Here is a 26,051-nt window from a genome sequence, read left to right as displayed (position 1 = left end):
ATTTAAAAATTATGAAAAAACAAACATCCGTATTTTTCCTCATCATGACTTCTCTTTTAAGTCTTTCCAAAGCACAGGTAGGAGGAAACCAGATTTACAGAGACAAAAATAATTATGATTATTCCGCTCCAAAACATCTCCCTGAATTCAACAATACCAATAGTTATTTCACCAGTGATTCCACGCTGGTTGTTAATGTAAAAGTATTGATGAATAAGACTGCAGACCGCTATAAACTTACTCTGGGGTTGAATGAAGAAGCTGCAACGCCTAAAATTGCCATCGAAAATATCAACAGGAGAATCAATGGTTTTATAAAAAGAATATCATCAATGGGCATCAAAAACGATAATATTTTTGTGGATTTTATCTCGCAGACAAAAATCTATGATTATGACATTAATAAAGACACTCAGGTAACCATTCAGAAAATGGATGGTTTCGAAACCAAGAAGAATATCATTATTACCGTAAACAAGCATTCAATGATAGAAAAACTGATCTCTGAAGCTTCAGATTTCCAGATTTATGATGTTATTAAAGTAGATTACATCAACAGTGATATTGATAAAATCCAGGAAGACCTTCTCAAAGAGGCTTATGCTGTTTTTGACAAAAAGAAGGATAATTATTTTAAACTGTTTAAAAAAGAAATTATTGGAACCCCTACAGCGACTTCAGGTTTTACTTATACTTTTCCTAAAAATCAATATCAGCATTATACCGCTCTTGAAAGTGCCAGTGTCACCTATGGATATGACACCAGATATATCAAAAAGGAGGAGCGAAAGTCAAAGACCTTTTACTATGACGGAACAGATTATACCGGCTTTGATAAAGTCATCAACAACTCCGATCCTGAGGTAGGTATACAGTATATTATGAACCTCAGCGTAAAGTATGATCTGAAGAAAAATAAAGAGAAGTAATTCATTTCTCCAGCCTCACCAAGTGAAAGCTCCATTTCACCAAGTCTCCCGAATTCCGGTTTCTGATCTGCATAATTTTACATCAGAATTAAAAATTTAAAACAGGAAATTATGAAATTGAAACATTTTTTATTAATCGGAATTTTAACCCTTGGAAGCTTTGTAAATGCTCAGGAAGTAAAGAAAAATGCAATTGAAGTAACAGGTGTTGCTGAAATGGAAGTGGAACCGGATGAAATTATCTTCAGCATCGGAATAAAAGCAGATAACAAAAATGATCTGGCAGATAATGAAAAGAAGTTATTTGAAATTTTAAAAAATGCAGGAGTAAAGAACGAGGATATCAAGTTCAAATCAATGTACCAGAATATCTATTCTAAAACAGCCAAGTTTACTAAAAGTTATCAGTTTAAAGCCAGTACAAAATCAAGTCTGAGTAAAATTTTTGGAGACCTGAACCAAAAATGGGTAAGCAGCCTGAACATTGCTGAGGTAAAGAATACCAAAATTGCAGATTTCAGAAAAGCTGTAAAGATCAATGCTTTGAAGGCCGCTAAAGAAAAGGCAGATTATTTATTGGAAAGTATGGGCAAAAAGACAGGAAATGCTCTTGAAATTGTAGAAATAGAAGACTATACCAGCGATATGATCATGCCGGCTGCTTACAAAGGAAGAATGAACAGCGTACAGATGGAAATGGCAGATGCTCCGGTAGATTATTCTTTTGATAATATTGAAAACATCAAGCTGAAATACAGCATCAAAACAAGATACGAAATCCTTTAAAAGAATAAGTTCAAAACAAGGCTGCCCAAAGGGTAGCTTTTTTTGTTTTTTGTCGTTTTGAACGGATTCTGATTTATTGTAAAAGAGATTCTTACTTCGTCAGAATAACACTTTTTAGGCCTCTGTCTTTTCTCCTATAAAAACTCACCAAGTCAAAAGGCTGCTTCACCAAGTTTCCCAATTTTCAGCCTTAAATAGGGATAATTTTACTTCAGGAATTCAAAATAATAAACAATGAAACGTTATTTTTTACTATTAATCATATTTTCAGCTGCCTTTATCAACGCACAGGAAATTAAGAAAGAAATTGAAGTAAAGCAGGCTACTGTATTTTTACAGGGAGCAAAGGTTTTCGGAAGTACCAATGTGAGCCTTCAAAAAGGTAGAAATACCATAAGAATTGTCAATCTTCCCAATAATCTGGATGAGAATACCTATAAAATCAATCTTGAAAAAAATACGACACTGCTTTCCATTACTCCTCAAAGCAATTTTTTGAAAAATGATGAATTGTCAGATAATGAAAAGAAACTTCAAATAGAGACAAAAAAGCTTCAAAGACAGGTAAGCCTATTGAATATTCAGATCAAAAATCTGACGGGTGAGCAGCATATCATTAATGATAATTTAAAAATCTCTACCAATGATAAATCTACTCCACAGGAACAGCTTATTAAACTTACTGAGTTTTACAGAAAGAGAATGCTGGAAATTGATAACCAGGTATTCCTTCTTAATGAGCAGAAAACGGTTCTGGATGAAAGTATCGCAAAGCTCAACAATCAGTCTGCTGAAGAGCAAACCCATAAAAATACCAATCGGAAAGAACTTCTTCTTGAAATTCTTGCGGATAACGAAACCAGTCTGAATCTTGGAGTAAGCTATATTGTTTCTGATGCCGGATGGATTCCTTCTTATGATTTGCGTGCTGAATCTGTAAAGAAACCTCTTGAAATGGTTTATAAAGGTAAAATTTATCAGAAAACCGGACAGGACTGGAAAAATGTAAAATTGTTTGTCTCTACGTACAGACCGTCATACAATCAGGACAGACCTATTCTGTCGCCACTCTATGTAGCAGAATATACTCCTTACAATTCTCAGATGGAAATTGCAGGTTATAAATCTAAAAAAGAAATTTCAGCAGCCAATGCTTATCAGATGAGAGAAGATGTTGCTGCAAAACCAAGCCAGATTCCTGTAGCTACAGTTGCTGACAGCCAGATGAATGTGATCTATGAACTGAATTACAATCAAACCATTGTAAGCCAGGAAAAAGAACAATATGTGATCCTTGATAAAAAACAGGTTGATGCCACTTACAAATACCACACAGTTCCAAAACTTAACAACCAGGTATTCCTGATGGCCTTTGTGAAGAACTGGCAGAACCTCAACCTCATCAATGGAGAAGCGAATATCTATTTTGAAGACAATTATATTGGAAAAACCAATATTACCAGCAATTATGTAAAAGATGAGTTCCCGATTTCTCTTGGAGTAGATGAAAGAATTACAGTAAAAAGAATCAAAGTTGGAGACAAAACCTCTCAAAAGACCATGAACACAAACAAATGGGAAACAGAATCTTATCAAATCAGCATCAGAAATAATACGAAAGAAAATATTGAACTGGAAGTTCTTGATCAGCTTCCGATCAGCGAAAACTCTAAGATTCTGGTTAAAACATTAGACCTTGGCGGTGGAAGCCTTGATGATAAAACGGGAAGTATCCTGTGGAATAAAAACATAGGTTCAGGCAATTCAGAGAAGATTACTTTCTCCTATGAAGTAAAGTATCCTAAAGATATGCAGATTCAGTATTACAGCAGATAACCCATAATAAATAATAATATGACAACTTTAAAAATCTTAGCACTTGCAGCGGGTACAGCTTTTTTAAGCTCCGGTAATATTCCGGACAACCGCTCTATACAAAGTAAGGTTAACCGTGATTTACCGATGCAAAAAGTTACAGTGATTCCGGCTAACTCAACCTTAAAGGATAATAAAATTCAGGTCGCTCTTTTACTGGACACTTCCAATAGTATGGACGGGCTGATTGATCAGGCAAAATCCAGATTGTGGAATATTGTGAATACTTTGACCACTTTAAAATATAACGGAAAAGCGCCCCAGATTGAAATTGCCCTGTACGAATACGGAAATGACGGAATCCGTGATGAAAATTATATCCGCCAGGTTGCTCCTCTTACTCAGGATCTGGATCTTATTTCCGAAAAACTATTCGCCTTAAGAACCAATGGCGGCAGTGAATATTGTGGAGCTGTTATTCGTGATGCCTCTGCCAACCTGAACTGGGACAGTAATGATAAAAGTATGAAACTGATTTATATTGCAGGGAATGAAGCATTCAATCAGGGAAAAATAAATTATAAAGATGTTGTTTCAAAAGCGAAGGATAAAAATATTTATACCAACACCATTTTCTGTGGAAGCCGGGAGGAAGGAATTCAGACGTTCTGGCAAAACGGAGCATCTTTAGGAGGTGGAAAATATTTCAATATCGACAGTGACAGAAAAGTAATCTATATTGAAACACCTTACGACATCAAAATTTCCGAATGCAATGCAAAGCTCAATGATACCTATATCTATTATGGAAACCATGGTTCGGAATACAGGCTTAAGCAGATCACCCAGGACAAAAACGCAGAATCACAGTCAGCATCCAACTTGGTGGAAAGGGCTGTTGCTAAATCTAAAAAGAATGCTTACAAAAATGACCATTGGGATCTGGTGGATAAAGCTGAAAAGGATGCCGGATTTATTGCCCATGTAAAAGAAAGTGAACTTCCTGCTGAGCTGAAGGGAAAAAGCAAAGAAGAAATTCAAAAAACGATTACGGCAAAGTCTGCCGCCCGCGATAAAATCCAGAAAGAAATAGAGGAACTTTCCAAAAAGCGCCAGACCTATATTGACGGTGAGATGAAAAAAAGAGGAGCAGTTGATTCCGATGATTTGGGAAAAGCCATTGAAAGTTCTATTGTTGAACTGGCTAAAAAGAATGGGTATAGTTTGTAGTTGAAGCGGGTTTAGACCCGCTTTTATTTTATCCAACAACTTTTATGGTAAAGAACCTCTTTTTATCATACAAATAATCTCACTTAGATTCCTACGGAATGACACAATTGGAATAACAATTTATCCAGGTAGTTTGTCATTCCGTAGGAATCTAAACAATTTTTATTATAGTTTTGAAAATCATAGTTTTTTTAACTTTTATGTACTCTATATCCACAAATTTTTCAACTTGAAATGAACAAAGACTCTAAAAACTTTGGTGACTTTTATGGTAAAAATACAATCACCTTCCAAATTTAAAATACCTTGACAACGGATGCTTTTTATTTTTCATAAACAAAGAAGCCATCTTCATTCCTGTTACTGAAAAAGTGATTCCGTTTCCTCCAAAACCCAGGACAAAATAAGAGTTTTTAAATTTTTGATGTTCCCCGATATAAGGAAGCCCGTCTTTTGTTTCCCCAAAAGTTCCGGCCCAGACAAAATCTGTATAAAAATGATAATCCGGTTTTATTTTTTTTAGATTTTTCAGGATCTCTTTTTCTTTTTTATGAAGGATTGCATCACGCTTTTCTGCATCATAAAAATCTTCATCTCCTCCTCCGATAAGAAGTCTTCCATCATCCGTAGTTCTCATGTAGAGATAAGGATCATCAGTATTCCAGACTAACGTACTGCTGATATTTTTAAACTTGTCTTTCTCTATTTCAGAAACAATGGCATAGGTGCTTTTCAGATTAACGAAGTTTTCTTTCAGCAAGTTTTTACTTTCGTAGCCTATACAGTAAATGATCTTTTTTGCTTTAATCTTGAATCCATTGTCTACAGTGATCAGATTAAAACCTTTATGCTCCTCCACTTTTACCATTTCAGTCTTATCAAATATTTTCAATCCTTTTTTTACATTATGGATGAACAGCTCATGGGCAAACTGAAAAGCATCAATACTGGCTCCCTGTCTCGATAGAATCCCACCATAGGTATTTTTAAATTCAATTTTTTTAAAAATCTCTTCTGCTTCCAGCCATTTCACATCAAATCCGTTTTGTTTTCTTGCTTCGTATTCTTTCTTCAACCATTCCACATCTTTCTTTTTCGAAGCAAAATACAGTGATTTCTTTCGTTTGAATCCAGCATTAGAGTGCATAAGCTTTGAAAGTCTTTCTATTGTATCAATAGCATCGCTGCAGGCTGCATAGCTCAGAACAGCTCCCTTTTTGCCTATTTTTTCTATCAGTTCATATAAAGGAACATCTATTTCGTACTGCAGCATTGAAGTGGTGGCAGAAGTACTTCCGTTACAAAGTTCTCTTTTATCAATAAGGATTGTAGTGTATCCGTCTTCTATCATCTGGTGGGCTATGAGGCTTCCCGTAATACCTCCGCCTATAATCAGAACATCACATTCTTTGCTTGATTTTAAAGAAGGATAAGAAGCTAACAGTCCGTTTTTTAAAAGCCAAAAAGGTTCATTTGATTTGAGATTCATATTACTATTTTACATTTAAAATAACAATATTTATACCTTTTTTAACAATTATTCACCAAATAATGGTGTAATTATTGTTGTTGTTTTAAACTCAAACCACCAAAAAATATTTATTATGATAACAATTATTCCAGAAGCTCCGGAGAATGTTGCAGCATTTAATGCAACGGGAGAAGTAACGAAAGAGGATTTTGAAAGATTGGTAATTCCGCGTGTGAAAGAGAAGGTAGAGCAATTCGGTGAACTGAATTATTTATTGTATTTGGATACCGATCTGGATAATTTTACGGTAGGAGCATGGCTTGAAGATTTGCTGTTAGGATTAAAGAATCTTACCAACTGGAATCGCTCAGCTATTGTTACAGATAAGGAAGGAATACGTGATTTTACCAGTATCTTCAGTGTTCTGATGCCGGGAGAGTTTAAGTCTTTTCCGAAAGAAAATTTATACAATGCCCTCTACTGGTGCAAAAACGGAGATGAAGTAGAGGCATAAAAATTATGTTATATCAAAAAGCCTGTTTCAATGAAACAGGCTTTTTTTATGTTAAAATATGATCTGATTGCGTTTTTATTTATCGCATGATACACATTCTGTAACCACGTTCTCTTCATCTTGAGTTCCCGAACCATACAGATACATGTACCTTACACTTACAACGACCCCTATAAAGGTCATCCCCACTCCTACCAGCGATGGATAGTTGAATGAATAACCATATTCTAGAGGAATTCCACCAAGGAAAGCTCCCATAGCATTGGCAATATTAAAACCAGCCTGCATAAAAGCAGCAGCCATCATTTCACTTTTCGGAGCAGCTTTCATCATCATAATATTGATGGGCGATGCAATAGACATTGATAAAGCACCACACATAAAGGTCAATATAAGTGCAATATTCTGATGCTCAGCAAGGAAGAAAACTCCTCCAAGAGAAATCATCATCAGGAAAATCAACAATGCACAGGTTTTCTCCGGTCCCAATTTATCTGAAACAATCCCTCCAACCAGATTTCCAACTACCATTCCAGCTCCTGCCAGCACCATTACATAGGCCATTTGGCTGCTCTTGATTCCTGCCACTACCGTCATTAAAGGTGTTATATAACTTAACCATGTGAAAAGCCCTCCAAATCCAATTGCTGTAATCGCCAGTACCAGCCACGATTGTTTATTTTTAAGGAATTTCAACTCTTCCATGAAGTGGGTATTCTGGTTTGATTCCATGGGCGGAAGCCACAGTTTTAAAAACAAAATAGCAAAAAGCCCAATCACTGCTACAATAGCAAAGTACAGCCTCCAGTGGAAAGTATGCCCTATATAGGTGACCAGAGGTACCATTGCCAAATTGGCGACTGTGAGCCCTGTAAACATCATCGATATATAAAAGGCTTCTTTTCCTTTTCCCGCCATTCTTGATGCAACAACAGTTCCTACTCCGAAGAATGCTCCGTGAGGAAGCCCTGATAGAAATCTTATGGCCAGCATACTGTTGTAACCCGGAGCAATAGCGGAAAGGCCATTAAACAGGGTAAAAAGGATCATAAAAACCATCAAAACTTTTTTCGGTGGAAATTTCACAGAGTATCCAATCAGAATGGGAGCTCCAATAACCACTCCCATGGCATAAGCAGAAATCAAATGTCCGGCTTGCGGAATAGTGATCTGCAATGTTTTCGCAATATCCGGCAACAGTCCCATTACGGTAAATTCCGTAGTTCCTATCCCTAAACCACCTATAGCCAGTGGTATTATTCTTTTATCAATCTTCATTGTATCTAAATCTTTTTTCTGAATTAATTTTGCCCAAATTAAAGGAATACCTGAGTATCTTTATTTTGAAAGTGCAAAAATCGAAAGAAAGTTTGAATTTCACTCCTCTTTGAATGATAAAAATTTGCTCCATATTAACCTTTTTATTTAATTTTAAATTCAGAAACAATCAAATCAGAACAAAATGAAAATCCAGAAAGAAATTATTGAATTTGAAAAAGGGAAATCATTCAAGCTATTTGCCCCTTCGCTTAAGAACTGTTTTTTCTGGCATTATCATCCGGAAATCGAATTGGTATATGTAGAAGCAGTGAATGGAATCCGGCATGTTGGAAAAAATATTTCAGGCTTTACAGACAGTGATCTTTTACTGATTGGTTCCAATGTTCCCCACCTTAATTTTGATTATGGTATTCAGACCGAATGCAAACAGCTTGTCTTGCAGATGCGGGAAAGCTTCCTTCAGGATATTATCCTTCCCGTTCCCGAATTTGAAAATATCAAAACCCTTTTAGAACGTTCCTATCTTGGGCTTTCATTTTTCGGAGAGACCAAAAATACAGTGGTTGAAAAACTACAGATTATTAAAGATAAAAATGCTTTTGAATCTTTGGTTGGATTGATTGAGATTCTACAAATTCTTGCCAATTCCACTGAGGTAAAAGAACTGAATAAAGAAGATACCCGAATTAAATGGTTTTTGAATGATAAAATCAGAATGGGAACCATCTACGACTATATCCACGAAAATTATGACCGAAAACCCAATGTTAATGAAGTAGCCAAAGTGGTAAGCCTAAGTACTCCTGCTTTCTGCCGGTATTTTAAAAAGCAGACCAATATGACCTTTACTGATTTTGTCAACAATTACAGAATCAATCAGGCTAAAATATTCCTGCTGAAAGATCAGTCTGTGACGGAAGTCTGTTTTCAGGTAGGCTTTGAAAGTCTATCCTATTTCAATAAATTATTCAAACAACACACGGGAGAAACCCCTTCAGAATTCAAAAAGAAACATTTCAGACCTATAGAAATTAATGGCCGCATTGGAGTGATTACCAAGGAGACGGCTTGTAATAAATAGGATCAATTTGCAGGGTGTACAAAATATTCACAGCTTTAGGTTTCGGCTAAAGCCGGATGAATTTTAATTTTATAATAAGCAGAGTGAAGTCCGCTCCTATTGATATTTAAATGAAACGTTATATTTTTGACCACCCCGTCAAAAATCCTTTGAATTTCTGCCACCCCTCCAGAGGAGGGGAATGATGGAATTCGTTATTACAAATGAAAGCTTTTCCCTAATCCCTGCTACCTATCATCTACCACCTGCCACCTAAAAAACAAAAAACCGCTCATTTCTGAACGGTTTATATTTTAGTGAATATGTTTTTCTGCGTGGTAAGAACTTCTTACAAGAGGAGAACTTTCAACATGTCTGAACCCTAGGCTTCTTGCAAAGTCTCCGAACTCATCAAATTCTTCCGGAGTGATGAATTTTTTTACAGGAAGGTGCTTTTTAGTCGGCTGCAGATATTGTCCCATAGTAATAACATCTACATTGGCATTTCTGATATCTTCGATAGTCTGGAACACCTCATCTTTAGTTTCTCCCAATCCAAGCATTACCCCTGTTTTGGTTCTTCTTTGGCCAGCTTCTTTCAAATATCTCAATACATCAAGGCTTCTTTCATATTTAGCCTGAATTCTCACTTCTCTGGTCAAACGTTTTACAGTTTCCATATTGTGAGAAATCACTTCCGGAGCTACTTCTACCAATCTGTCAAGGTGTTTTGTAATACCCTGGAAATCCGGAATCAGAGTTTCCATGGTAGTTCCCGGAGAAATTCTTCTCACAGCATTCACTGTTTCTCCCCAAAGAATAGATCCCATATCTTTCAGATCGTCACGGTCTACAGAGGTAAGAACGGCATGTTTGATCTTCATTAATTTGATTGATCTGGCTACTTTTTCAGGTTCATCCCAGTTTACATCAAGGGGTTTTCCTGTTTTAACGCCACAAAATCCACAGCTTCTTGTACAGATATTTCCTAAAATCATGAAAGTAGCTGTACCTTCACCCCAACATTCTCCCATGTTCGGGCAGCTTCCGCTTTGGCAAATGGTATTTAATTTATATTTATCAACCAAAGTTCTCAGCTCTCTGTAATTCTTTCCGGTAGGAAGTTTTACGCGGATCCATTTTGGTTTTTGAACGGTAGTGTCTTGAACTGAATTTTCCATTTCTAAAATTGAAGTTCAAAGTTAAGGATTTTTTAATGGAAACCATCAACCGGAAATATTGATGAAACTTATAATTCGAAATTTCATTTGTATATTTATCTCTTCAAAATATTCTTATGAAAAAAATATTCTTCCTTTTATTTGCGGTATGCGGAACATTTTGTCTTGCCCAAAAACAATTTCAGCCTTCGGGTTCTAGTATCATTGAAACGGTAGACGGAGATCTTGATGGTGATAAAATTCCTGAAAAAGTAATTATTTACAATACAAAGGACACCACAGATATGGGAAACATCCGTGAAATTCAGATTCTGAAAAAGGCAGGCGGAGCATGGACAATCCTTGAAAAATCTAGAAATGCTGTTATGGAAAGCAATGGCGGAGGCATGATGGGCGATCCTTACAGAGAAACAAAAATAGAAAAAGGCATTCTGATCATTTCCCAAAACGGAGGAAGCAGCTGGAAATGGGATGTTACAGACAAATATAGATTTCAGAACGGACATTTTGAACTCATAGGAACCTCTTCCACTTCAGGAAGGCCGGGCGATTACTGGAAAGATATTGATTTTAATCTTTCAACAGGTCAGCTGAACTATTCAAAAGAAGTGGAAAACACAGCTGAATATGGTAAATCTTTAAAGGAAACCTATATTAAAAAAGGACTCAAGATCAATCTACAAAACAGAAATCAGGAAAAGCAGCAAAAAATAATTCTTCCGAAAACAAAAGAAGAGGTTTATTTTTAAATTAAATTGTGAGATTATGTTTTGGCTAAGGCCGATTTTGATTTTTTTTTCAGTAAACGGGCTAAAGCCCGTTTCTATTGAATATATTCTTTTTAATTATCATCAAACTCATTATTTTTCAACAGCTCAGCTAAGACTTTTTTAGCACGCATTACCCGTACTTTGGTATTGGCTACTGAAATTCCCAGTTCTTCAGCAATTTCTTTGATGCTTTTTTCTTCAAAGAATCTCAATTTGATAATATCCTGGTAATTGGCATCCAGAGATTCTATGGTTTTGATGATTTTCTTTTGTTCTTCTTCAGAAATCAGAAGTTCTTCCGGAGATTTTGCATATTGATTTTTAACTTCATCAAGATTTTCCACAGCATCTTCGTTCTCACGGTTCTTTTTTCTCCAGAAATCAATAACTGTATTCTGGGCAATGGTAAGAATCCAGGTTTTAAACTGAAAATGAGGATCGAACATATCCAGTTTCGACAATACTTTTGAAAAAACATTTACGGTGATTTCATCTGCATCATTTTCATCTCTCACCTTTTTCATGACAAAAGAGAAAACATCCACCCAAAAAACATTAATGAGTTTAGTCTGGGCCTTCTGGTCTTTATCCTTGGCCTTCTGTATGAGCAGGAATAGCTGTTCGTCATTCATTAATAACAAATATAGCGTATTTGGGGCATAATTGCAAAAGGGAAACAGTGAATCTACCTTTGCTTCTAAAGTTACCACCAAAGCATTTTCAGGTTTTTATCAATTTGCTTATTTGCTATTTATCCTTTTTTCTCTTCCTTCTGAATTTACTATCTTTGCATCTTAAAATTTTAAAGTTAAAAATCAATGAATTCCTTTATAGAAGAACTGAAATGGCGTGGTCTATTTGCCGATATGATGCCAGGAACCGATGAACAACTGAATAAAGAGGTAACTACTGCATATATTGGTTTTGATCCTACTGCCGATTCTTTACATATCGGAAGTCTTATCCAGATAAAAATTTTAGCTCACTTCCAGCTGCATGGCCACAAGCCGATTGCTTTGGTAGGAGGTGCTACAGGAATGATTGGAGATCCTTCCGGGAAATCGGCTGAAAGAAATCTTTTGGATGAAGAAACTCTTTTACATTATGTTGACTGTTTAAAGAACCAGCTTTCAAAATTCTTAAACTTTGAAGGAAATGAGCCCAACAAGGCTGAACTGGTTAACAATTACGATTGGATGAAGAATATTTCTTTCCTTGATTTTGCTAAAAATGTAGGGAAGAATATCACCGTTAACTATATGATGGCGAAAGATTCTGTAAAGAAAAGACTTTCCGGAGACGCAGGGGTTGACGGAATGAGTTTTACAGAATTCACGTACCAGCTCATCCAAGGATATGATTTCCTTCACCTATACCAAAACAACAATGTAAAGCTACAAATGGGAGGTTCTGACCAGTGGGGAAATATCACTACAGGAACAGAATTGATCCGTAGAAAAGCTCAGGGTGAAGCGTTTGCATTAACAGTTCCTTTGATTACTAAAGCGGATGGTTCTAAATTCGGGAAGTCTGAAAGTGGAGAAAACTATTGGCTGGATAAAAAGAAAACGTCTCCTTACAAATTCTACCAGTTCTGGCTGAATGCTACTGATGATGATGCTGAAAGATTCATCAAGTTCTATACTTTCTTAGGAAAAGAAGAAATTGAAGCTTTAATTGAAGAACATAAAACAGCAGCACACGAAAGAAAACTACAAAAGAGACTGGCTGAAGAGGTTACTGTTTGGGTACATGGAAGAGAAGAATATGAAAAAGCACTGAAAGCTTCTGAAATTCTTTTCGGGCGTTCCACAGCTGAAGATCTTGTAAGTCTTGATGAAGAAACTTTCCTTGAAGTTTTTGATGGAGTTCCTCAGAAAGAAATTGCAAAAACCGATGTTTTAGGAGTGAATATTGTTGAGCTTCTTTCTGAAAAATCAGGATTCTTAAAGTCTAAGAGTGAAGCGCAAAGAGAGATTAAAGGAAATGCAATCTCTGTAAACAAACAAAAAGTAAATGATACTTTTACCGCCAATGAAACGGATCTTATCGACGGTAAATTCCTATTATTGCAAAAAGGTAAGAAAAGCTACTTTATTGTAAAAGTAGGCTAAGCTTAAACACCATATAAAAAGTGGCGCTGAGATGATCTCAGCGCCACTTTTATGTCCTAAAATAATTTGATATTAAAATGTATAGCTTGTAGAAGCTGACAAATATTGTCCACTGGAAGTTCCTTCTTTCTTAAGTTCTCCATCTACCCAGATCTGAACCTTCAAAGTAGCAGAAGCGTCCGGTCCGATAGCATTTACAGCAGCATTAGCAGTATATGCTCCAGGTTCTGAGGTTACTTCAGGGCTGCTCCAGGTTGATCCGCTAAGACTTGATGCTGTGGTAGGGTTACCATCAATTCCGTAAACGGCCACATCAATATTACTTCCCGAAGAAGCGATGGCTTTAAAAACCACTTTATGGCTTTTCCCTGCCCCATTCACATTGTTGTCGTCATTATCTTTACTGCATGAAGCTGTAAACCCAATAAGCAATGCCGCTATTACAGCAACGAAGACTCCTCTTAGCAGCTGATTCATTTTCATTTTTTTCATAATCTTTTTGTTTAAATTTTAGTTACTATATTGAATATTCTATGATTCATGATTTGATATTTGCAAAGCTATGAGCATCCTCTACGTCTATCAATCCTGAAAAACAAGGAATTTTTTCTACCTAAATTCAGGTATTTTTTATGCTGAAATTTTTAATTAAATTGAGCGTTTAAAAAAATATTTTACAGAACTGATCCATAATGAAGAGATTACTTGTCCTGCTAAGCCTGTTTTTGTTTTTTAAATTACAATCCCAACAAATCATTCCGCTTAATGAGAAAGCTTATATAGACAGCTTACAAACTATTACAAAAGGTCATCTTCCCGATGCTTCAAAAGCAACGGCTTCTTTGCTTTTATCAAATTATTATAGAAACAGTGACTCTATTTTAAGTAAGAAATATCTTGCAAACGGAAAATTACTGGCTCAAAGCCATCCTTTTATCTCAGCAAAATATTATTATTACGAAGGACAATATAATCTGGACAGGAACAAAAAGAAAGCTGCAGTTTCCTATCAGCAAGCCATCCGGTCTTTATCAAAATTCAAAAATGAGGAATCTGATTTTCTTCAGGCTCTTGCCTGGTACAGCTACGGAGTTTCTCAAAAGGATAAGGAAGGTTATATTCCTTTAGTGAAGATGATACTTGAAAAAAGTATTCCTCTGGTTGAAAAATATGAAAGCAACAGAAATTTAGGTTTCCTGTACACTCAGCTTGCCGTGATTCTTACTTATAATGCCCAGTTTAAAAAAGCTGAAGATTATAATGTCAAAGCGCTGAAAATCCTCGAAAAACACTATCCAAATTCTGCTGAACTATTTTTCACCTACCTCAACTCTGCCAACAATTTCTGTTATCAGGCTAACGGAGATGAGGCTGAAAAATATTTAAATAAAGCTGAAAAACTCATCAATCCTTATCCGGAATCTTCATCCAATGCGTTTTATTATTACAGCAAAACTCTGTTGTATATTACCCGTCAAAAGAATGAAGAAGCTCTTCCTGTAATAGAAAAAGGAATTTTTTATACCCAAAAGTACAATCAGAATCTTTTGGCTCAAATGTTTTATTTCAACAAATATGATATTTTAAAAAAACTCAAAAGATATAAGGAAGCCAAGGCTACTTTGGAGGATGTTTTAACAGAAAAATCTCTGACCATTGATCTTAATAACAGAAAAACCTTTTACAAACAACTTTCTTTACTCAATGAAGAATTGGGAAATACAAAAGAAGCACTTCTATGGGAGCAAAAATATTCTAAGCTCAACGATAGTCTGAACACGGAGAATGTAAAGCTTGAAATCAACAAACTTGAATCTAAATTCAACACCGCTGAAAAAGAAAGAAAAATAGCGACCTTAAATGCTGAAAAAAATCAAAAAGATCTGGAAGTAAACAAGAAGAACTCTTATTTATGGGGAATGGGTCTTGTTTTATTATTAGCCTTAAGTCTTCTGATCTTCCTGTTTATCATTTTCAGAAAAAATAAAAAGATAAATGAACAGAAACTCAATGATATCAAGCAAAAGGAAGAATTATCACTGACGAAAGCCATCCTTGACGGGGAAGAAAGAGAAAGAGAACGTATTGCAAGGGATCTTCACGATGGTTTGGGCGGAATGCTTGCAGGGGTTAAAATTAACTTTTCCACCTGGTCTTCCAGCCATCTGAATCCGGAAAAGGATAAGGAGTTTTATAAAATCTTGGGTCAGCTGGATAGTTCTGTAAGTGAGCTGCGCCACGTTGCCAGAAATTTAATGCCAGAATCATTGCTTAATTTTGGTTTGGAAACTGCCATACAGGATTTGTGTGAATTCTACAGCAGAAAAAACCTCGACATAGATTTTCAGGCTATTGATATTGAAAAGACATTACCTTTGAATATCCAGCTTAATATTTACAGGATTGTACAGGAATTACTGGCTAATGCAGTAAAACATGCTGAAGCCAACAATATTTTACTTCAATGCTCCCAATCCGGCGAAAATTTTCTGATCACCATTGAAGATAACGGAAAAGGATTTGATAAAAACAGAGAGAATACCACCAAAAGTATGGGGCTTCGTAATCTGAAAAACAGAGTCAACTACCTGAAAGGAAAAATGGAAATCAATTCTGATCATCAGGGAACAGCAATTAATATAGAACTCAACATCCATGGAGAATGAAAAAATAAATATTGTCATCGTAGACGATCACCCTATTGTGATTGAAGGACTGAGAATGATGCTGAACAGCCAGCCTTTCTTTAATGTAGCCGGAAGTTTTGCGTCCGGTACAGAAACGATAAACTTTGTCCGGTCAGAAATGGCAGATATTATTCTCCTGGATATTACGCTTCCCGATGCCAATGGAACAGAACTTTGCAGGGAAATAAAAAAAATATCCCCGAATACCTCAGTCATCATGTTCAGCAACCGTTCTGAAAGAAGTATCATTATGCAGTCTATACAAAACGGAGCAAGTGGTTACCTTCTCAAAAACACTTCTATTGATGAGCTGGTAATATGCATAAGAGGTGCGCTTTCCGGAGATATTGTGTTCTGCAATGAAACCAAACTGATCATCAGCCGTCCTTCTCAAAATGAGGTACCTGCACCCAGGCTTACGAAAAGAGAAAAACAAATACTACAGATGGTAGCTCAGGGGAAAACAAGTAATATGATTGCTGAGGAACTGTTTTTAAGTCCTCTTACTGTAGATACCCACCGTAAAAATCTGCTCCAGAAATTTCATGCAAAAAATTCCACGGAACTCATCAACAGAGCTGTTCAACAGCGTATGATTGAAGAATAAAAAAACCGCCCTAAGAGCGGTTTTTTTTATAAATATTAAAAATAAATAATTTTTATGGTTCTAGGAAACTGTAATCAATAGAAGCAACAAGTACACCTTTACCTTTCTTCTTAACAGTTCTTACAACTTCTCCATCTATATAAAGATTGATCGTTAATTCAGAATTATCATCAGGCATTGATGCATTTGCATCAAGATTCAACTGTGCCTGGCTGGAGTTCACGAAGAATTCCCCGCTTGTCCATGGTGAAGTCACAGGTGACTGTGGTGTATTGTATATTGTGTTCTGAGCTGTACCTACCTGCGTAACAACACTTATGATGTTTCCTCCGGCAGTTGTCTTCACCTCGAATTGAACCACATGATCCTGAAACTCTTCGTCATCATCTTTTTTACAAGAATTCACAACGGTAATTACAGAAAATAATAAAACGAATAAAAAAGAAAGTCTAAGTAAACTTTTTGAATTGTAAAATTGCTTCATTTCTCCAAATAGATTTTTTAATGTTTCAAATATAAGTTTTTTATTAATATAAAAATAACTTTTATGAAAATTTTCCAATAAAGATTTCCAAATAATATCAAATCAATAAAAAGAAAAAGGCCGGGAAAAATTCAAAAATATACTCTAAAGAATTAATCATTACACATAAACCATCATGCAGCAGAAGTTCATTGTATGAATAATAAAACTTAAGATTCTGTAGGTAATTTAATTATCTTTGCTGTATGAATTTAGATTATCTAGTAAGAGAACCCGAAAATATTACCCCCAATACCCCTATTCTTTTTATGCTTCATGGCTACGGCAGTAACGAACAGGATCTTTTCAGTTTTAGGGAAACGCTTCCCAATGACTGGATTATTGTAAGTTTCAGAGCTCCGCGTGATACTCAATTTGAAGGATACTCATGGTATGATATCAATTTTAATGATCCTGAAAACTTTATCGATGTTCCCCAGGCAAAGGAATCTTTACATGCAGTTCTGGAAAGTATGCTAAAGATTATCAACCACTATGGGCTGACGGAAAGTAAAGCTCATCTTTGCGGCTTCAGCCAGGGAGGAATACTGTGCTATGCACTGGCCTTACAACATCCTGAACTTTTCAACTATGTGGCATGTCTGAGCAGTTATCCTGAAGAGAAAATTCTAGACGGCATTGTAAAAGATAAAAAGAAACTGGAGGGACTTCGTTTCTTCATTTCCCATGGTACGGATGATGCTGTGATCCCACTTGAATGGGGAAGAAAAGCAGCAGATCTTCTTTACGACCTTAGCTGTTACTTCACATTCAGAGAATATATGAGTGGCCATGGGGTGAATCAGAAGAACTATATGGATTTGATGGATTTCTTTTCAAAATAAAAAGAAAGCATTTTAAAACAAATTCAACAAAAAATACTACTTCATTGTAGTTTATATAAACATTCCAGCTTTTGGAATGTTTTTTTATTATCATATAGATAAATTCACTAAATTCAGTAAATGAAATTTAAATTGCTTTTACTGGGATTATTTCTAAGCATTTTTGTAAATGCCCAGAATTCTTTTGAACTCATCAATACTAAAAAAGCGGTTATTCCTTTTCAGTTTATCAATAATCTTATCTTTATTCCTATCAATGTTAATGGTGCTGAACTTACCTTTCTGTTGGATACCGGGGTTTCGGAAACTATTCTTTTTAGCCTGGAAAATAAAGAAGTGAAGCTCAGCAATGTTGAAAAAGTAAAATTTTCCGGACTTGGAGGAAGCTTAAGTATTGATGGACTGAAGTCTGAGCGCAATATGGGCAAAATAGGTGATGAAATTGTAAATACGTCCATGTCTATTTATATCATTCTTGATGAAGAGTTTAACATTTCCTCCCATGTAGGAATTCCCGTAAACGGAGTGATAGGATATCAGTTTTTTAAAGACCATCCGGTTTACATCGACTATATTTCAAAAAAATTAACGGTGTATGAAAATTCTGATCTTTTAAAAAAGAAAGTCAGAAAATTTGAAGAATTCCCTATTACCATTGAAAGGGATAAGCCTTACCTGTATGCCGGAGTAGAAATGACAAATGAGAAGAAAGATTCAAAGCTTCTGATTGACCTTGGAAATAACGATGCGATCTGGCTCTTTCCCACTCTTATTAAAAACTTTGTGTACAACAGACCTAATATCGATGATTTTCTTGGCCGTGGTTTCAATGGAGATATTTTGGGCAAAAGAAGTCGTATTCATAATTTTTATTTGGGTAGCTTTAAGTTTGAAAAACCTCTTACCGCTATGCCGGATGAATACTCAATACAGCACGTTACTTTAGTGGAAAACAGAAAGGGTTCTGTAGGCAGCGAAATTATGCGAAGGTTTACAGTAGCTTTTGATTATCCCGCAAAAAAATTATATTTGAAAAAAAACCGTTTTTTTAATGATCCATTTCACTTTAATATGAGCGGACTGGATTTCAAGCAGGACGGATTGGAATGGCAGCAGGACAGAATAACTATTGAAACTCAGAAATCAGCTACGGTAGTAAATGAAGTGTATAAGGATGCCTTTCAGTATAAATTTAGTTTAAAACCTATATTTTCCATTGCTGGAGTAAGAAAGGATTCACCAGCCTATGAAGCAGGCCTTAAAAAGGATGACAGAATTCTGAGTATTAACGGAGATCTAACTTCTGAGATGACACTGGAAAAAATTGTAGAGATTATGAAGTCTAGCGAAGGCCGGAATATTACCATGATCATTCAAAGGAAAAATGAAAAGCTCACGGTAAGATTCACCCTGCAAGATCCGATTCCTTATCAAGAATAAACATATGAATACTGAAGAAACTACCTTAGACAAAATAAGAACCAGGCCCAGATTTAAAATGTTTACTCATCTTACCAAGGAAGAGTATGCTGAAAATCTGAAAAAATATATAGAAGAACATAAAGACGAGTTTTCCGGGAATATCAATAAAGAAGTTGCCACCATCTGGGTGAAAACAGAATATGATAACTACTGGAAACCTCATCTTGCCCTACGGGTAGAAATAGAAGATGAACATACGACAATACGCGGAGTGTTTGGACCCAGTTCTGCAGTGTGGACATTCTTTATGTTCCTGTATTTTTCTTTTTCTATCCTATGGATGACTTTTTTTACTATGTATTATGTAGAAAAGCAAATAAAAAGCGCCGAATACCCTTGGGCACTGAGCGCTTCTTTTATCATGTTATTTTTTATTCTTCTTACTTATATTGCTGCCAGATTCGGACAGCATAAAGGTAAAGAGGAAATGCTTAAGCTTAGAACGTTTGCTGAAGAATCTACTTTACAGTTTGAAAAAAAAATTAATTAGACACAGGTTCTATAGGTTTTTCATTCTGAATAGGTGTAGCTGAGGCTTTTGCTGCTTTGATAGAATCCGCTACTTTTTCTCTGTTGCTTTGTTCTTTAAGCATTTTCGGAACGTCCGGTTCTAAAAGTTTCGTAAGCTCTTCTACAGAAATATTGTTGGCATTAGGATCATCCAAAAGGTTTCTCCATGGTTTTCTTCCGCCCCACTTATAATCTCCGAATACCATTACAGCTGTACCTCTGGCTTTGGTTGTAGCACCTCCGGGGTTCAGAATCCAGGTATCTGCATAAGAATACAGCCATTGGGCATCTTTTCTCAGCAATCGTAAACAGGAATGGGAAGCAGGATATCCAGGAAGGGTATATTCATGCCATCCGATTCCTCCTATATTGTGAATATTAAAGTTATAGGGAAGTTTCCACTCGCTGCTCACGGTAGAAATTGCGAGTTTCTTTTTCCAGTTGGCAAAAGTAAGCCCTCTAGTAGTCTGGGCAGCTTTTTTACCCATACTTGTTGGCCCCCATTTCACAAGACTTCCATTGGAATATACCGCAAAAGCCTGTATAGGGTATGAGAAGATGACAAACTTTTTCACCCCGCTCAATATATCCAGCTGCATAGGAAATGGTGAATACGCCATCAATGTTGTATCTATTTTCGCAGGAACTACCAATGTATCAGAATTCCATTTACTCTTAGAATCCAGCCTGTTTAAAGCTAAAATAGCAGTTCGTTCTTCTACACTGTATTTCTTGCTGAATTCTGAATAAATAGAATCACGCATCTTTTTATCCTTTGGAAGAACAAAAGCGTTATAAAAACCATTCTCCTGCATAACAGGCGGAACAGATTCTTTTTTTACGACAGGAACAGAATCTTTCTTTATAGAATCCTTTTCTACCTCCGGAACTTCCGAAGAAGAAACAGTGTCTTTAAAAGTATCGCTTATTTTTTCTATTTCTTTTTTACAGGAAACAAGGAAAACAGCGCAAAAACATGCATAAAGAAAGGATTTTTTCACAGATATGTTTTTCATAAATAAATCGGCCATTTAGTTTGGCTACCCAGTACAAATATCAGACCTAAATTTGAATCATAAAAGACATTCTTAAAAATACCGTAAAAAAACGGAGGGTTTATCACTGTAAATGAGGAGTTATCGTTCAATAATCTAAAAAAAACATAGATTTTAAAGATATTTCAAGACATTGAGCAGGAACGTTATTCATCGGTCTTTTCTTTTGTAGAAATCCATTCTAAAGTTCCTTTTTTGTTAAATCGGTAAGTATCCTCATGCCATCTGGCTCCTCCTCTGCATGATTATTTAAAGAAAAAGGTTCAATACAAATCTTACCATCCATAAAAGAATAATAAACAACAGTATGGCAAACTGAACTTTATTGACAATTTTATTTCCGAATTTCCATACCAGAATCCTGTCTATGATAATCACGAGTAATATGGGAATCAGGCTGAACAAAATATACATTCCGAATAATCCGTCTTCGGCAGATGATCCTGTCATGAGAACAACAGAGGCAATCAATCCGGCAATGATGGCAATGATTCCTACCAGAAAAAAGAGAGTCCAGTTTTGAAATTGTTTTTTCATGAATAATAATATCAGGGGTTGATTGTATTGAAACGGATATTGAATCTGTAATAGTAAAACATCCAAAAAGCCAGCCAGGGTAGATTCATAGTCAGAAAAATGATCGTTTCCTCACCATCTATCTTTCCATCAGTGATGGTAAAAAAGGAAAAAACAGAAGCTATAACAGGTAAAAGAAACCAACATACTGCGGTTTTTAATTTTCCTTGGAACGGTTTTAAAAGAGAAAGCAGACTGTTTAAAGACAATAGACTCAAAAATATTATCCAGAAAAGGGTAAAACCATAGACCAATCCACTCATGTCACAGTTTCTCGGTGGATCTCTTACTTCTTTGGTAAAGCTTAAAAAAAGAATCAAAAATACGAAGGAAACCAAAGTGGAAATCAGCCAGGTCTTAAGTATTGCAAACAAAATAAATCTTCCTTTGGACATTCGGTGTATGCTTATTAGCTAAAGTACTAATATCCACTCAATGTACAAAACCGGAAAATCCCTGAAAAACGGATCAGGATTTCCCCCTTCACCGTCTGTCTGTTTTTAAGCTGATATTTAATAATTTGTTAAAGAATCCATCCCCATATTATCTATAATTTTGGCAAAATATCAGTTATCATGTTATACATCATTATGGTAGTTGTACTACAGGCACTTATCACCCTTACGCTGCTCATGTCTCTGATCAAAAACAGAGAATCTGTACTGAATATGCTGCTCCTGTATATCGGAGTGGTTACTCTGGATATGGGCTATGAATATTTCATTATCCAAAGGTTTGGCTATGAATCTGTTCTGTATGAAATTCCGGGAAGCCTTCGTGTTTTTAAAGGTCTTATTTTCTTATATATCACTACGCATTTAATCCACGCAAAATGGAGAGATAAACTTAAATACCTTATTGTTCCGCTAACTTTTGTGGTCATTCATCATGCGATCGCCATTTCGGCAAAGATGCTCGATCTTTCCTGGGCAGATCTGGCCATCACATCTTATAAGTCTTATTTCGTTTATTATAGTTATTATTGGATTGTCTGTCTTGTGTTGTGTATTTACTTACTTACAAAATACCGCAAAAATATTACTCATCCTGTAGCCGGTAATTTCCGTTATCTGGTTTGCTATGTATTGCTGGGAGTATTGATGTTCTGGACCGTTTACAAGCTGGGTTGGGATACTTTGATCTATCAGAAGATCTACAGCCTCCTGTTTCTTTTCCAGTTCGGGTGGATTTTGTACATTTATATTTTAACGTACCAGCACAAACTACAGGAACAACAAAATACTGCAGATTTTTCTGTACCTAAAGAAACCTATCAGTATAAGGATCTTTCAAAAATAGATTTTGATGCTGTACAGAATGCTATCATCTCGTTCTATAAGGAGAGCCATGAATATCTGGATGAAGAGTTTACATTAGACCAGCTTTCCAGCCACCTGAAAATAAGCAAAGCAGATTTAAGTATCACTTTTAATAAACATCTTCATTCCAATTTTCATGAGTATACCAACAGAAACCGTATACAGCACTTCAAACAGATTTTGTTGGAAGATCCGTCTGTCAGTGTAACAGATCTTGCGTTTCAATGTGGTTTTAAATCCAAATCTACTTTTTATAAATATTTTAAAAAGGAATTTGACTGTCTTCCTTCCCAGCTTGTTCATTAGTTACAATTATTTAACATTAGCAACTTACTGATTTACAATACAGTTCACCTCGAACTCCACAGAAAAAGTTGCATAAAATTTAAATGAACCAAAACTTTTGAAGGAGCTGACATCTTTGCACCAAACTTTATAAGGATGTCACGAGAAAGACTTTTTTTAACAAAAGCAGCATTTTTTCTTCTTGGCCCATTGGCCTTTGCACAAACTACCGTTCACGGAACCGTAGTAGACAGTCAGGGAAACCTACCCAATGCCCTGGTTTATATTGAAAACAGCGGACAGAAGATAACTTCTGATACTGACGGTTCTTTTATTCTCAATACTATTTATGACGGAAGTTATCGACTTGTTGTAGAATATAAAGGATATGATAGTGTTTATATCCCTTTCACCGTTACGGATAAAAAGGAAGTAGATCTTGGATTAATTAAATTCGGAGCTAAGTTTAAAGAAAACAATCTTCAGGAAGTAGTTGTTACCAGTGTATATAAAGCATCACAGGCCAGAGCGATTACGATGAAGAAAAACTCCAATACCATTACAGAAGTACTTTCCGCTGATGCTATTGGAAAACTTCCGGACCGTAATGCTGCAGACGCCGTACAGCGTATGCAGGGAGTATCTATTGAAAGAGATATGGGTGAAGGACGTTTTGTAGCGGTAAGAGGAACACCTATTCAGTGGACAGCTTCTACTCTGAATGGCAACAGAATGCCGAGTGCCAGCGGTGATAACGCCAACCGCGGGGTGCAGATGGATATTTTTCCTTCGGAACTTATTCAGAATGTACGTTTATCTAAAGCTTTAACCCCCGATCTTGATGGAGATGCCATTGGCGGAAATGTGGATTTTATTACAAAAACCTCCCCGAACAAGGAGACTTTAGCTATAAGTATGGCTTCAGGCTATGTCAACATGTCCAAATCCCCTACTTATAATACTTCCATTGTCTATGGGAATAAAATTACTGATAAGCTGAAATTCATTACCTCAGCAGTGATCTGGGAGCGTTCTACAGCTATTGATCAGATGAGAAATATTTACAACTACGGCCTGAAAGATAAAACAGCCTCCTATTCTATCAATCAGCTGCAGCTTCGTGACTATCTGGCTAACCGAAGAACTTTAGGATTTAATTTAGGATTGGATTATGAGATAGACAGCAGGAATAAATTATATGCAAAAGGATTATACAGCCAATATAAAGACGGTCAGTCGGTAAGGGAAACTTATTTTAATTTTGACAGTAAAAATGTCCTTCTGCAGGCTCGTCATGCAGATTATCTTACGGACCTGTATTCTATGCAGCTGGGTGGTAATCATCAGGTAGGACAGCGTATGGAGGTTAATTGGTCCTTATCGAAAGCACGTTCTGAGTTTAAGTTTGATTCGCCGGATAATCTTGAAAAAGATCAAAGAGGCTACCCCATCATTAATTTCACACAAGCTATGACCTATGGAAACCTATCTGCTGACGGAAGAAAATATATGGCAATGGATGCTCCGGACAGCATTGGTGACACGGGAAGATACACTCAGCCTTACAATCAGCAGGCAATAGCTGCAGATAAGCTTAAATTAAATCAGATTATCCTAAGCCAGAATCATAATAGTGAAACGGATCTTAGAGGACAGGTTGATATCAAATACAAAGCAGCGGATAATTTTGAGATTAAATTCGGAACAAAATACAACAACAAGAATAAAATAGTTGACAGCTCCGTATTGGTTTGGATGCCCAAATCCTCATTGGGAATTCCCGGAACTCCGGTCACTTATCTGAATCAGCTTGAGCGTGAGAATTTCCCGTATAAAGGAGGTTTCATGAATCCATTAGGAAATCCTTACAATGCGGTGATCATTGATCAGATGACCAATGCACAGATAGATCAAATGTACAATCCGGGTACCCAAAACAGCTTAGGACTGATGCAGGTGAGCAGTAAAGACAGCAATTCTAATATTACCAGTTCCTACAGAGGTACGGAAAATGTATGGGCTGCTTATCTGATGGGAACATGGAAGATTTCAGAACAACTTCAGGTATTGGGAGGCTTCAGAAATGAATATAATGATGTTACGTTCTGGGGCAAAAAAGTAGTAGCTGATAAGGATAATAAAACGGAGGACATTAAGGACAATAAAACATACAATGTAGTTCTTCCGATGGTCAATATGAAATGGAATATCAGTAGTGACCGCATCCTGAGGCTGGCTTATACCCGCTCTTTTGCAAGACCGGATTTTAATGATCTGAATCCCGGAACCATCGTTAATGATATCACCAGCACCATCACTCAGGGAAATACCAAACTGGATCCTACATTTTCAAATAATTTTGATCTTATGTTTGAGAACTATTTCGGAAAACTTGATCTAATAACAGCCGGAGTTTTCTATAAAGATATCACCAATCTCATCTACAAAGATCAGTCTGTGGTAGATCTGGCAGGAAGAACGTATACGTTTACTGCCCCTAAAAACCTGGAGGGAGCCAGGCTCTTTGGTTTTGAATTCGGGATATCTAAACGTTTTGAAAACCTTCCGGGATTTTTGAAAAACATAGGTTTTGAAGGAAACTACACTTATATTTCTTCTAAAATGAATATGCCGGTCTATGAAAACGGCAAACAGACAGGAACTATGTCTACCACGATTCCTAATCAGGCAAAACATATTTTCAATACGATCCTGTTTTATGAAACCAGTAAGCTGATGATCCGTCTTGCCGGAAATTATAAAGGAAATTATGTAAGCGAAATCAGAGCTGCTGCCGGAGCAGATCATTATCAGTATTTTGATAAAAATTTTACGGTAGACCTTTCCACTTCTTACAGCCTTACAAAAAAAGTCCGTCTGTTTGTAGAGCTCAACAATATTTTTAATGAACCCAACCGCTATTATATGGGAACAAAGGATCGTGTAGAAAATATCTCCTACTCAGGAATACGCGGGCAACTGGGATTCAATTTCAATTTTTAATCAAAGTT

The 26,051-nt window shown here is 36.2% G+C and carries 24 protein-coding genes; 15 read left to right on the top strand and 9 right to left on the bottom strand.

The window, feature by feature from the left end; genetic code table 11:
* Window positions 1-11: 11 nt before the first annotated feature.
* The 4 genes from CQ022_RS18990 to CQ022_RS18975 all read left to right on the top strand — a co-directional run bounded on the left by CQ022_RS18990 (window position 12) and on the right by CQ022_RS18975 (window position 4,760).
* Window positions 12-929 carry an SIMPL domain-containing protein gene (locus tag CQ022_RS18990; protein WP_105683867.1) on the top strand — a complete coding sequence of 306 codons (918 nt, stop codon included), beginning with the start codon at window positions 12-14 and terminating at the stop codon, window positions 927-929.
* Between the two features lie 111 nt (window positions 930-1,040).
* On the top strand, window positions 1,041-1,715 hold the full coding sequence (locus tag CQ022_RS18985) for an SIMPL domain-containing protein (protein WP_105683866.1): 675 nt from the start codon (window positions 1,041-1,043) through the stop codon (window positions 1,713-1,715).
* 234 nt (window positions 1,716-1,949) lie between these two features.
* On the top strand, window positions 1,950-3,551 hold the full coding sequence (locus CQ022_RS18980; RefSeq protein ID WP_105683865.1) for a DUF4139 domain-containing protein: 1,602 nt from the start codon (window positions 1,950-1,952) through the stop codon (window positions 3,549-3,551).
* Window positions 3,552-3,569: 18 nt separating this feature from the next.
* Window positions 3,570-4,760 carry a vWA domain-containing protein gene (locus CQ022_RS18975; RefSeq protein WP_105683864.1) on the top strand — a complete coding sequence of 397 codons (1,191 nt, stop codon included), beginning with the start codon at window positions 3,570-3,572 and terminating at the stop codon, window positions 4,758-4,760.
* A gap of 283 nt (window positions 4,761-5,043) precedes the next feature.
* Here the strand turns inward: CQ022_RS18975 and CQ022_RS18970 are convergent, their stop codons facing one another.
* Window positions 5,044-6,249, bottom strand: coding sequence for an NAD(P)/FAD-dependent oxidoreductase (locus tag CQ022_RS18970; protein ID WP_105683863.1), 1,206 nt, complete (start codon window positions 6,247-6,249; stop codon window positions 5,044-5,046).
* Window positions 6,250-6,364: 115 nt separating this feature from the next.
* Here CQ022_RS18970 and CQ022_RS18965 point away from each other — a divergent pair, with 115 nt between their 5' ends.
* Window positions 6,365-6,745, top strand: coding sequence for an STAS/SEC14 domain-containing protein (locus CQ022_RS18965; RefSeq protein ID WP_034692101.1), 381 nt, complete (start codon window positions 6,365-6,367; stop codon window positions 6,743-6,745).
* 75 nt (window positions 6,746-6,820) lie between these two features.
* Here the strand turns inward: CQ022_RS18965 and CQ022_RS18960 are convergent, their stop codons facing one another.
* On the bottom strand, window positions 6,821-8,023 hold the full coding sequence (locus tag CQ022_RS18960; RefSeq protein ID WP_105683862.1) for an MFS transporter: 1,203 nt from the start codon (window positions 8,021-8,023) through the stop codon (window positions 6,821-6,823).
* A 184-nt stretch (window positions 8,024-8,207) separates the two neighbouring features.
* Here CQ022_RS18960 and CQ022_RS18950 point away from each other — a divergent pair, with 184 nt between their 5' ends.
* Complete coding sequence (locus tag CQ022_RS18950; RefSeq protein ID WP_105683860.1) at window positions 8,208-9,107, top strand: AraC family transcriptional regulator; 900 nt, start codon at window positions 8,208-8,210, stop codon at window positions 9,105-9,107.
* Between the two features lie 293 nt (window positions 9,108-9,400).
* Here the strand turns inward: CQ022_RS18950 and lipA are convergent, their stop codons facing one another.
* Complete coding sequence (lipA, locus tag CQ022_RS18945; RefSeq protein ID WP_105683859.1) at window positions 9,401-10,267, bottom strand: lipoyl synthase; 867 nt, start codon at window positions 10,265-10,267, stop codon at window positions 9,401-9,403.
* Window positions 10,268-10,383: 116 nt separating this feature from the next.
* Between lipA and CQ022_RS18940 the strand changes: the two genes are divergently transcribed.
* The gene (locus CQ022_RS18940; RefSeq protein WP_105683858.1) at window positions 10,384-11,016 is read left to right on the top strand and encodes a hypothetical protein; all 633 of its coding nucleotides are present in this window, start codon (window positions 10,384-10,386) and stop codon (window positions 11,014-11,016) included.
* 92 nt (window positions 11,017-11,108) lie between these two features.
* On the opposite strand, the gene CQ022_RS18935 is transcribed toward CQ022_RS18940, so the two are convergent.
* Entirely contained in the window at window positions 11,109-11,669 is a 561-nt protein-coding gene (locus CQ022_RS18935) for an RNA polymerase sigma factor (RefSeq protein ID WP_047420407.1), read from the bottom strand.
* 186 nt (window positions 11,670-11,855) lie between these two features.
* Here CQ022_RS18935 and tyrS point away from each other — a divergent pair, with 186 nt between their 5' ends.
* Window positions 11,856-13,151: a tyrosine--tRNA ligase gene (tyrS, locus tag CQ022_RS18930; protein WP_105683857.1), complete on the top strand. Its 1,296-nt coding sequence runs from the start codon at window positions 11,856-11,858 to the stop codon at window positions 13,149-13,151.
* A 72-nt stretch (window positions 13,152-13,223) separates the two neighbouring features.
* On the opposite strand, the gene CQ022_RS18925 is transcribed toward tyrS, so the two are convergent.
* Window positions 13,224-13,643: a hypothetical protein gene (locus CQ022_RS18925; protein ID WP_105683856.1), complete on the bottom strand. Its 420-nt coding sequence runs from the start codon at window positions 13,641-13,643 to the stop codon at window positions 13,224-13,226.
* A 200-nt stretch (window positions 13,644-13,843) separates the two neighbouring features.
* On the opposite strand from CQ022_RS18925, the gene CQ022_RS18920 reads away from it, so the two are divergent.
* Together CQ022_RS18920 and CQ022_RS18915 are read left to right on the top strand one after the other, a co-directional pair.
* The gene (locus CQ022_RS18920) at window positions 13,844-15,817 is read left to right on the top strand and encodes an ATP-binding protein (protein ID WP_105683855.1); all 1,974 of its coding nucleotides are present in this window, start codon (window positions 13,844-13,846) and stop codon (window positions 15,815-15,817) included.
* The gene (locus CQ022_RS18915) at window positions 15,807-16,445 is read left to right on the top strand and encodes a response regulator (protein ID WP_105683854.1); all 639 of its coding nucleotides are present in this window, start codon (window positions 15,807-15,809) and stop codon (window positions 16,443-16,445) included. Before CQ022_RS18920 ends, CQ022_RS18915 begins: the two co-directional genes overlap by 11 nt.
* 52 nt (window positions 16,446-16,497) lie before the next feature.
* On the opposite strand, the gene CQ022_RS18910 is transcribed toward CQ022_RS18915, so the two are convergent.
* Window positions 16,498-16,929 (bottom strand): hypothetical protein, encoded by a 432-nt coding sequence (locus CQ022_RS18910; RefSeq protein ID WP_228421792.1) that lies wholly within the window; start codon window positions 16,927-16,929, stop codon window positions 16,498-16,500.
* Between the two features lie 245 nt (window positions 16,930-17,174).
* On the opposite strand from CQ022_RS18910, the gene CQ022_RS18905 reads away from it, so the two are divergent.
* From CQ022_RS18905 to CQ022_RS18895, 3 genes are all read left to right on the top strand, one after another.
* Window positions 17,175-17,813: an alpha/beta hydrolase gene (locus tag CQ022_RS18905; protein WP_105683852.1), complete on the top strand. Its 639-nt coding sequence runs from the start codon at window positions 17,175-17,177 to the stop codon at window positions 17,811-17,813.
* Window positions 17,814-17,933: 120 nt separating this feature from the next.
* The gene (locus CQ022_RS18900) at window positions 17,934-19,253 is read left to right on the top strand and encodes a PDZ domain-containing protein (protein ID WP_105683851.1); all 1,320 of its coding nucleotides are present in this window, start codon (window positions 17,934-17,936) and stop codon (window positions 19,251-19,253) included.
* Between the two features lie 4 nt (window positions 19,254-19,257).
* Window positions 19,258-19,785, top strand: coding sequence for a hypothetical protein (locus tag CQ022_RS18895; RefSeq protein WP_105683850.1), 528 nt, complete (start codon window positions 19,258-19,260; stop codon window positions 19,783-19,785).
* Here the strand turns inward: CQ022_RS18895 and CQ022_RS18890 are convergent.
* The 3 genes from CQ022_RS18890 to CQ022_RS18880 all read right to left on the bottom strand — a co-directional run bounded on the left by CQ022_RS18890 (window position 19,778) and on the right by CQ022_RS18880 (window position 21,831).
* A complete protein-coding gene (locus tag CQ022_RS18890) occupies window positions 19,778-20,821 on the bottom strand; it encodes a L,D-transpeptidase (protein ID WP_105684007.1) in 1,044 nt (347 codons plus the stop codon). The genes CQ022_RS18895 and CQ022_RS18890 overlap by 8 nt on opposite strands.
* 288 nt (window positions 20,822-21,109) lie before the next feature.
* Window positions 21,110-21,397, bottom strand: coding sequence for a hypothetical protein (locus CQ022_RS18885; protein WP_105683849.1), 288 nt, complete (start codon window positions 21,395-21,397; stop codon window positions 21,110-21,112).
* Between the two features lie 11 nt (window positions 21,398-21,408).
* Entirely contained in the window at window positions 21,409-21,831 is a 423-nt protein-coding gene (locus CQ022_RS18880; RefSeq protein WP_105683848.1) for a hypothetical protein, read from the bottom strand.
* 180 nt (window positions 21,832-22,011) lie between these two features.
* Here CQ022_RS18880 and CQ022_RS18875 point away from each other — a divergent pair, with 180 nt between their 5' ends.
* A complete protein-coding gene (locus tag CQ022_RS18875) occupies window positions 22,012-23,061 on the top strand; it encodes a helix-turn-helix transcriptional regulator (protein ID WP_105683847.1) in 1,050 nt (349 codons plus the stop codon).
* Window positions 23,062-23,196: 135 nt separating this feature from the next.
* Window positions 23,197-26,043, top strand: coding sequence for a TonB-dependent receptor (locus CQ022_RS18870; RefSeq protein WP_105683846.1), 2,847 nt, complete (start codon window positions 23,197-23,199; stop codon window positions 26,041-26,043).
* The last annotated feature ends 8 nt before the right edge of the window (window positions 26,044-26,051 follow it).

Source organism: Chryseobacterium culicis (genome assembly GCF_002979755.1).
Taxonomy (GTDB): Bacteria; Bacteroidota; Bacteroidia; order Flavobacteriales; family Weeksellaceae; genus Chryseobacterium; species Chryseobacterium culicis_A.
Note: the sequence above shows the minus strand (reverse complement) of the source record. Positions and strands in the feature narration are given on the sequence as shown.

What these genes read in the sequence shown, in the direction of transcription:
- CQ022_RS18990 (WP_105683867.1), top strand. Translation starts at nt 12, where the DNA reads ATGAAAAAACAAACATCCGTATTTTTCCTCATCATGACTTCTCTTTTA.
- CQ022_RS18985 (WP_105683866.1), top strand. Translation starts at nt 1,041, where the DNA reads ATGAAATTGAAACATTTTTTATTAATCGGAATTTTAACCCTTGGAAGC.
- CQ022_RS18980 (WP_105683865.1), top strand. Translation starts at nt 1,950, where the DNA reads ATGAAACGTTATTTTTTACTATTAATCATATTTTCAGCTGCCTTTATC.
- CQ022_RS18975 (WP_105683864.1), top strand. Translation starts at nt 3,570, where the DNA reads ATGACAACTTTAAAAATCTTAGCACTTGCAGCGGGTACAGCTTTTTTA.
- CQ022_RS18970 (WP_105683863.1), bottom strand. Translation starts at nt 6,249, where the DNA reads ATGAATCTCAAATCAAATGAACCTTTTTGGCTTTTAAAAAACGGACTG.
- CQ022_RS18965 (WP_034692101.1), top strand. Translation starts at nt 6,365, where the DNA reads ATGATAACAATTATTCCAGAAGCTCCGGAGAATGTTGCAGCATTTAAT.
- CQ022_RS18960 (WP_105683862.1), bottom strand. Translation starts at nt 8,023, where the DNA reads ATGAAGATTGATAAAAGAATAATACCACTGGCTATAGGTGGTTTAGGG.
- CQ022_RS18950 (WP_105683860.1), top strand. Translation starts at nt 8,208, where the DNA reads ATGAAAATCCAGAAAGAAATTATTGAATTTGAAAAAGGGAAATCATTC.
- lipA (WP_105683859.1), bottom strand. Translation starts at nt 10,267, where the DNA reads ATGGAAAATTCAGTTCAAGACACTACCGTTCAAAAACCAAAATGGATC.
- CQ022_RS18940 (WP_105683858.1), top strand. Translation starts at nt 10,384, where the DNA reads ATGAAAAAAATATTCTTCCTTTTATTTGCGGTATGCGGAACATTTTGT.
- CQ022_RS18935 (WP_047420407.1), bottom strand. Translation starts at nt 11,669, where the DNA reads ATGAATGACGAACAGCTATTCCTGCTCATACAGAAGGCCAAGGATAAA.
- tyrS (WP_105683857.1), top strand. Translation starts at nt 11,856, where the DNA reads ATGAATTCCTTTATAGAAGAACTGAAATGGCGTGGTCTATTTGCCGAT.
- CQ022_RS18925 (WP_105683856.1), bottom strand. Translation starts at nt 13,643, where the DNA reads ATGAAAAAAATGAAAATGAATCAGCTGCTAAGAGGAGTCTTCGTTGCT.
- CQ022_RS18920 (WP_105683855.1), top strand. Translation starts at nt 13,844, where the DNA reads ATGAAGAGATTACTTGTCCTGCTAAGCCTGTTTTTGTTTTTTAAATTA.
- CQ022_RS18915 (WP_105683854.1), top strand. Translation starts at nt 15,807, where the DNA reads ATGGAGAATGAAAAAATAAATATTGTCATCGTAGACGATCACCCTATT.
- CQ022_RS18910 (WP_228421792.1), bottom strand. Translation starts at nt 16,929, where the DNA reads ATGAAGCAATTTTACAATTCAAAAAGTTTACTTAGACTTTCTTTTTTA.
- CQ022_RS18905 (WP_105683852.1), top strand. Translation starts at nt 17,175, where the DNA reads ATGAATTTAGATTATCTAGTAAGAGAACCCGAAAATATTACCCCCAAT.
- CQ022_RS18900 (WP_105683851.1), top strand. Translation starts at nt 17,934, where the DNA reads ATGAAATTTAAATTGCTTTTACTGGGATTATTTCTAAGCATTTTTGTA.
- CQ022_RS18895 (WP_105683850.1), top strand. Translation starts at nt 19,258, where the DNA reads ATGAATACTGAAGAAACTACCTTAGACAAAATAAGAACCAGGCCCAGA.
- CQ022_RS18890 (WP_105684007.1), bottom strand. Translation starts at nt 20,821, where the DNA reads ATGAAAAACATATCTGTGAAAAAATCCTTTCTTTATGCATGTTTTTGC.
- CQ022_RS18885 (WP_105683849.1), bottom strand. Translation starts at nt 21,397, where the DNA reads ATGAAAAAACAATTTCAAAACTGGACTCTCTTTTTTCTGGTAGGAATC.
- CQ022_RS18880 (WP_105683848.1), bottom strand. Translation starts at nt 21,831, where the DNA reads ATGTCCAAAGGAAGATTTATTTTGTTTGCAATACTTAAGACCTGGCTG.
- CQ022_RS18875 (WP_105683847.1), top strand. Translation starts at nt 22,012, where the DNA reads ATGTTATACATCATTATGGTAGTTGTACTACAGGCACTTATCACCCTT.
- CQ022_RS18870 (WP_105683846.1), top strand. Translation starts at nt 23,197, where the DNA reads ATGTCACGAGAAAGACTTTTTTTAACAAAAGCAGCATTTTTTCTTCTT.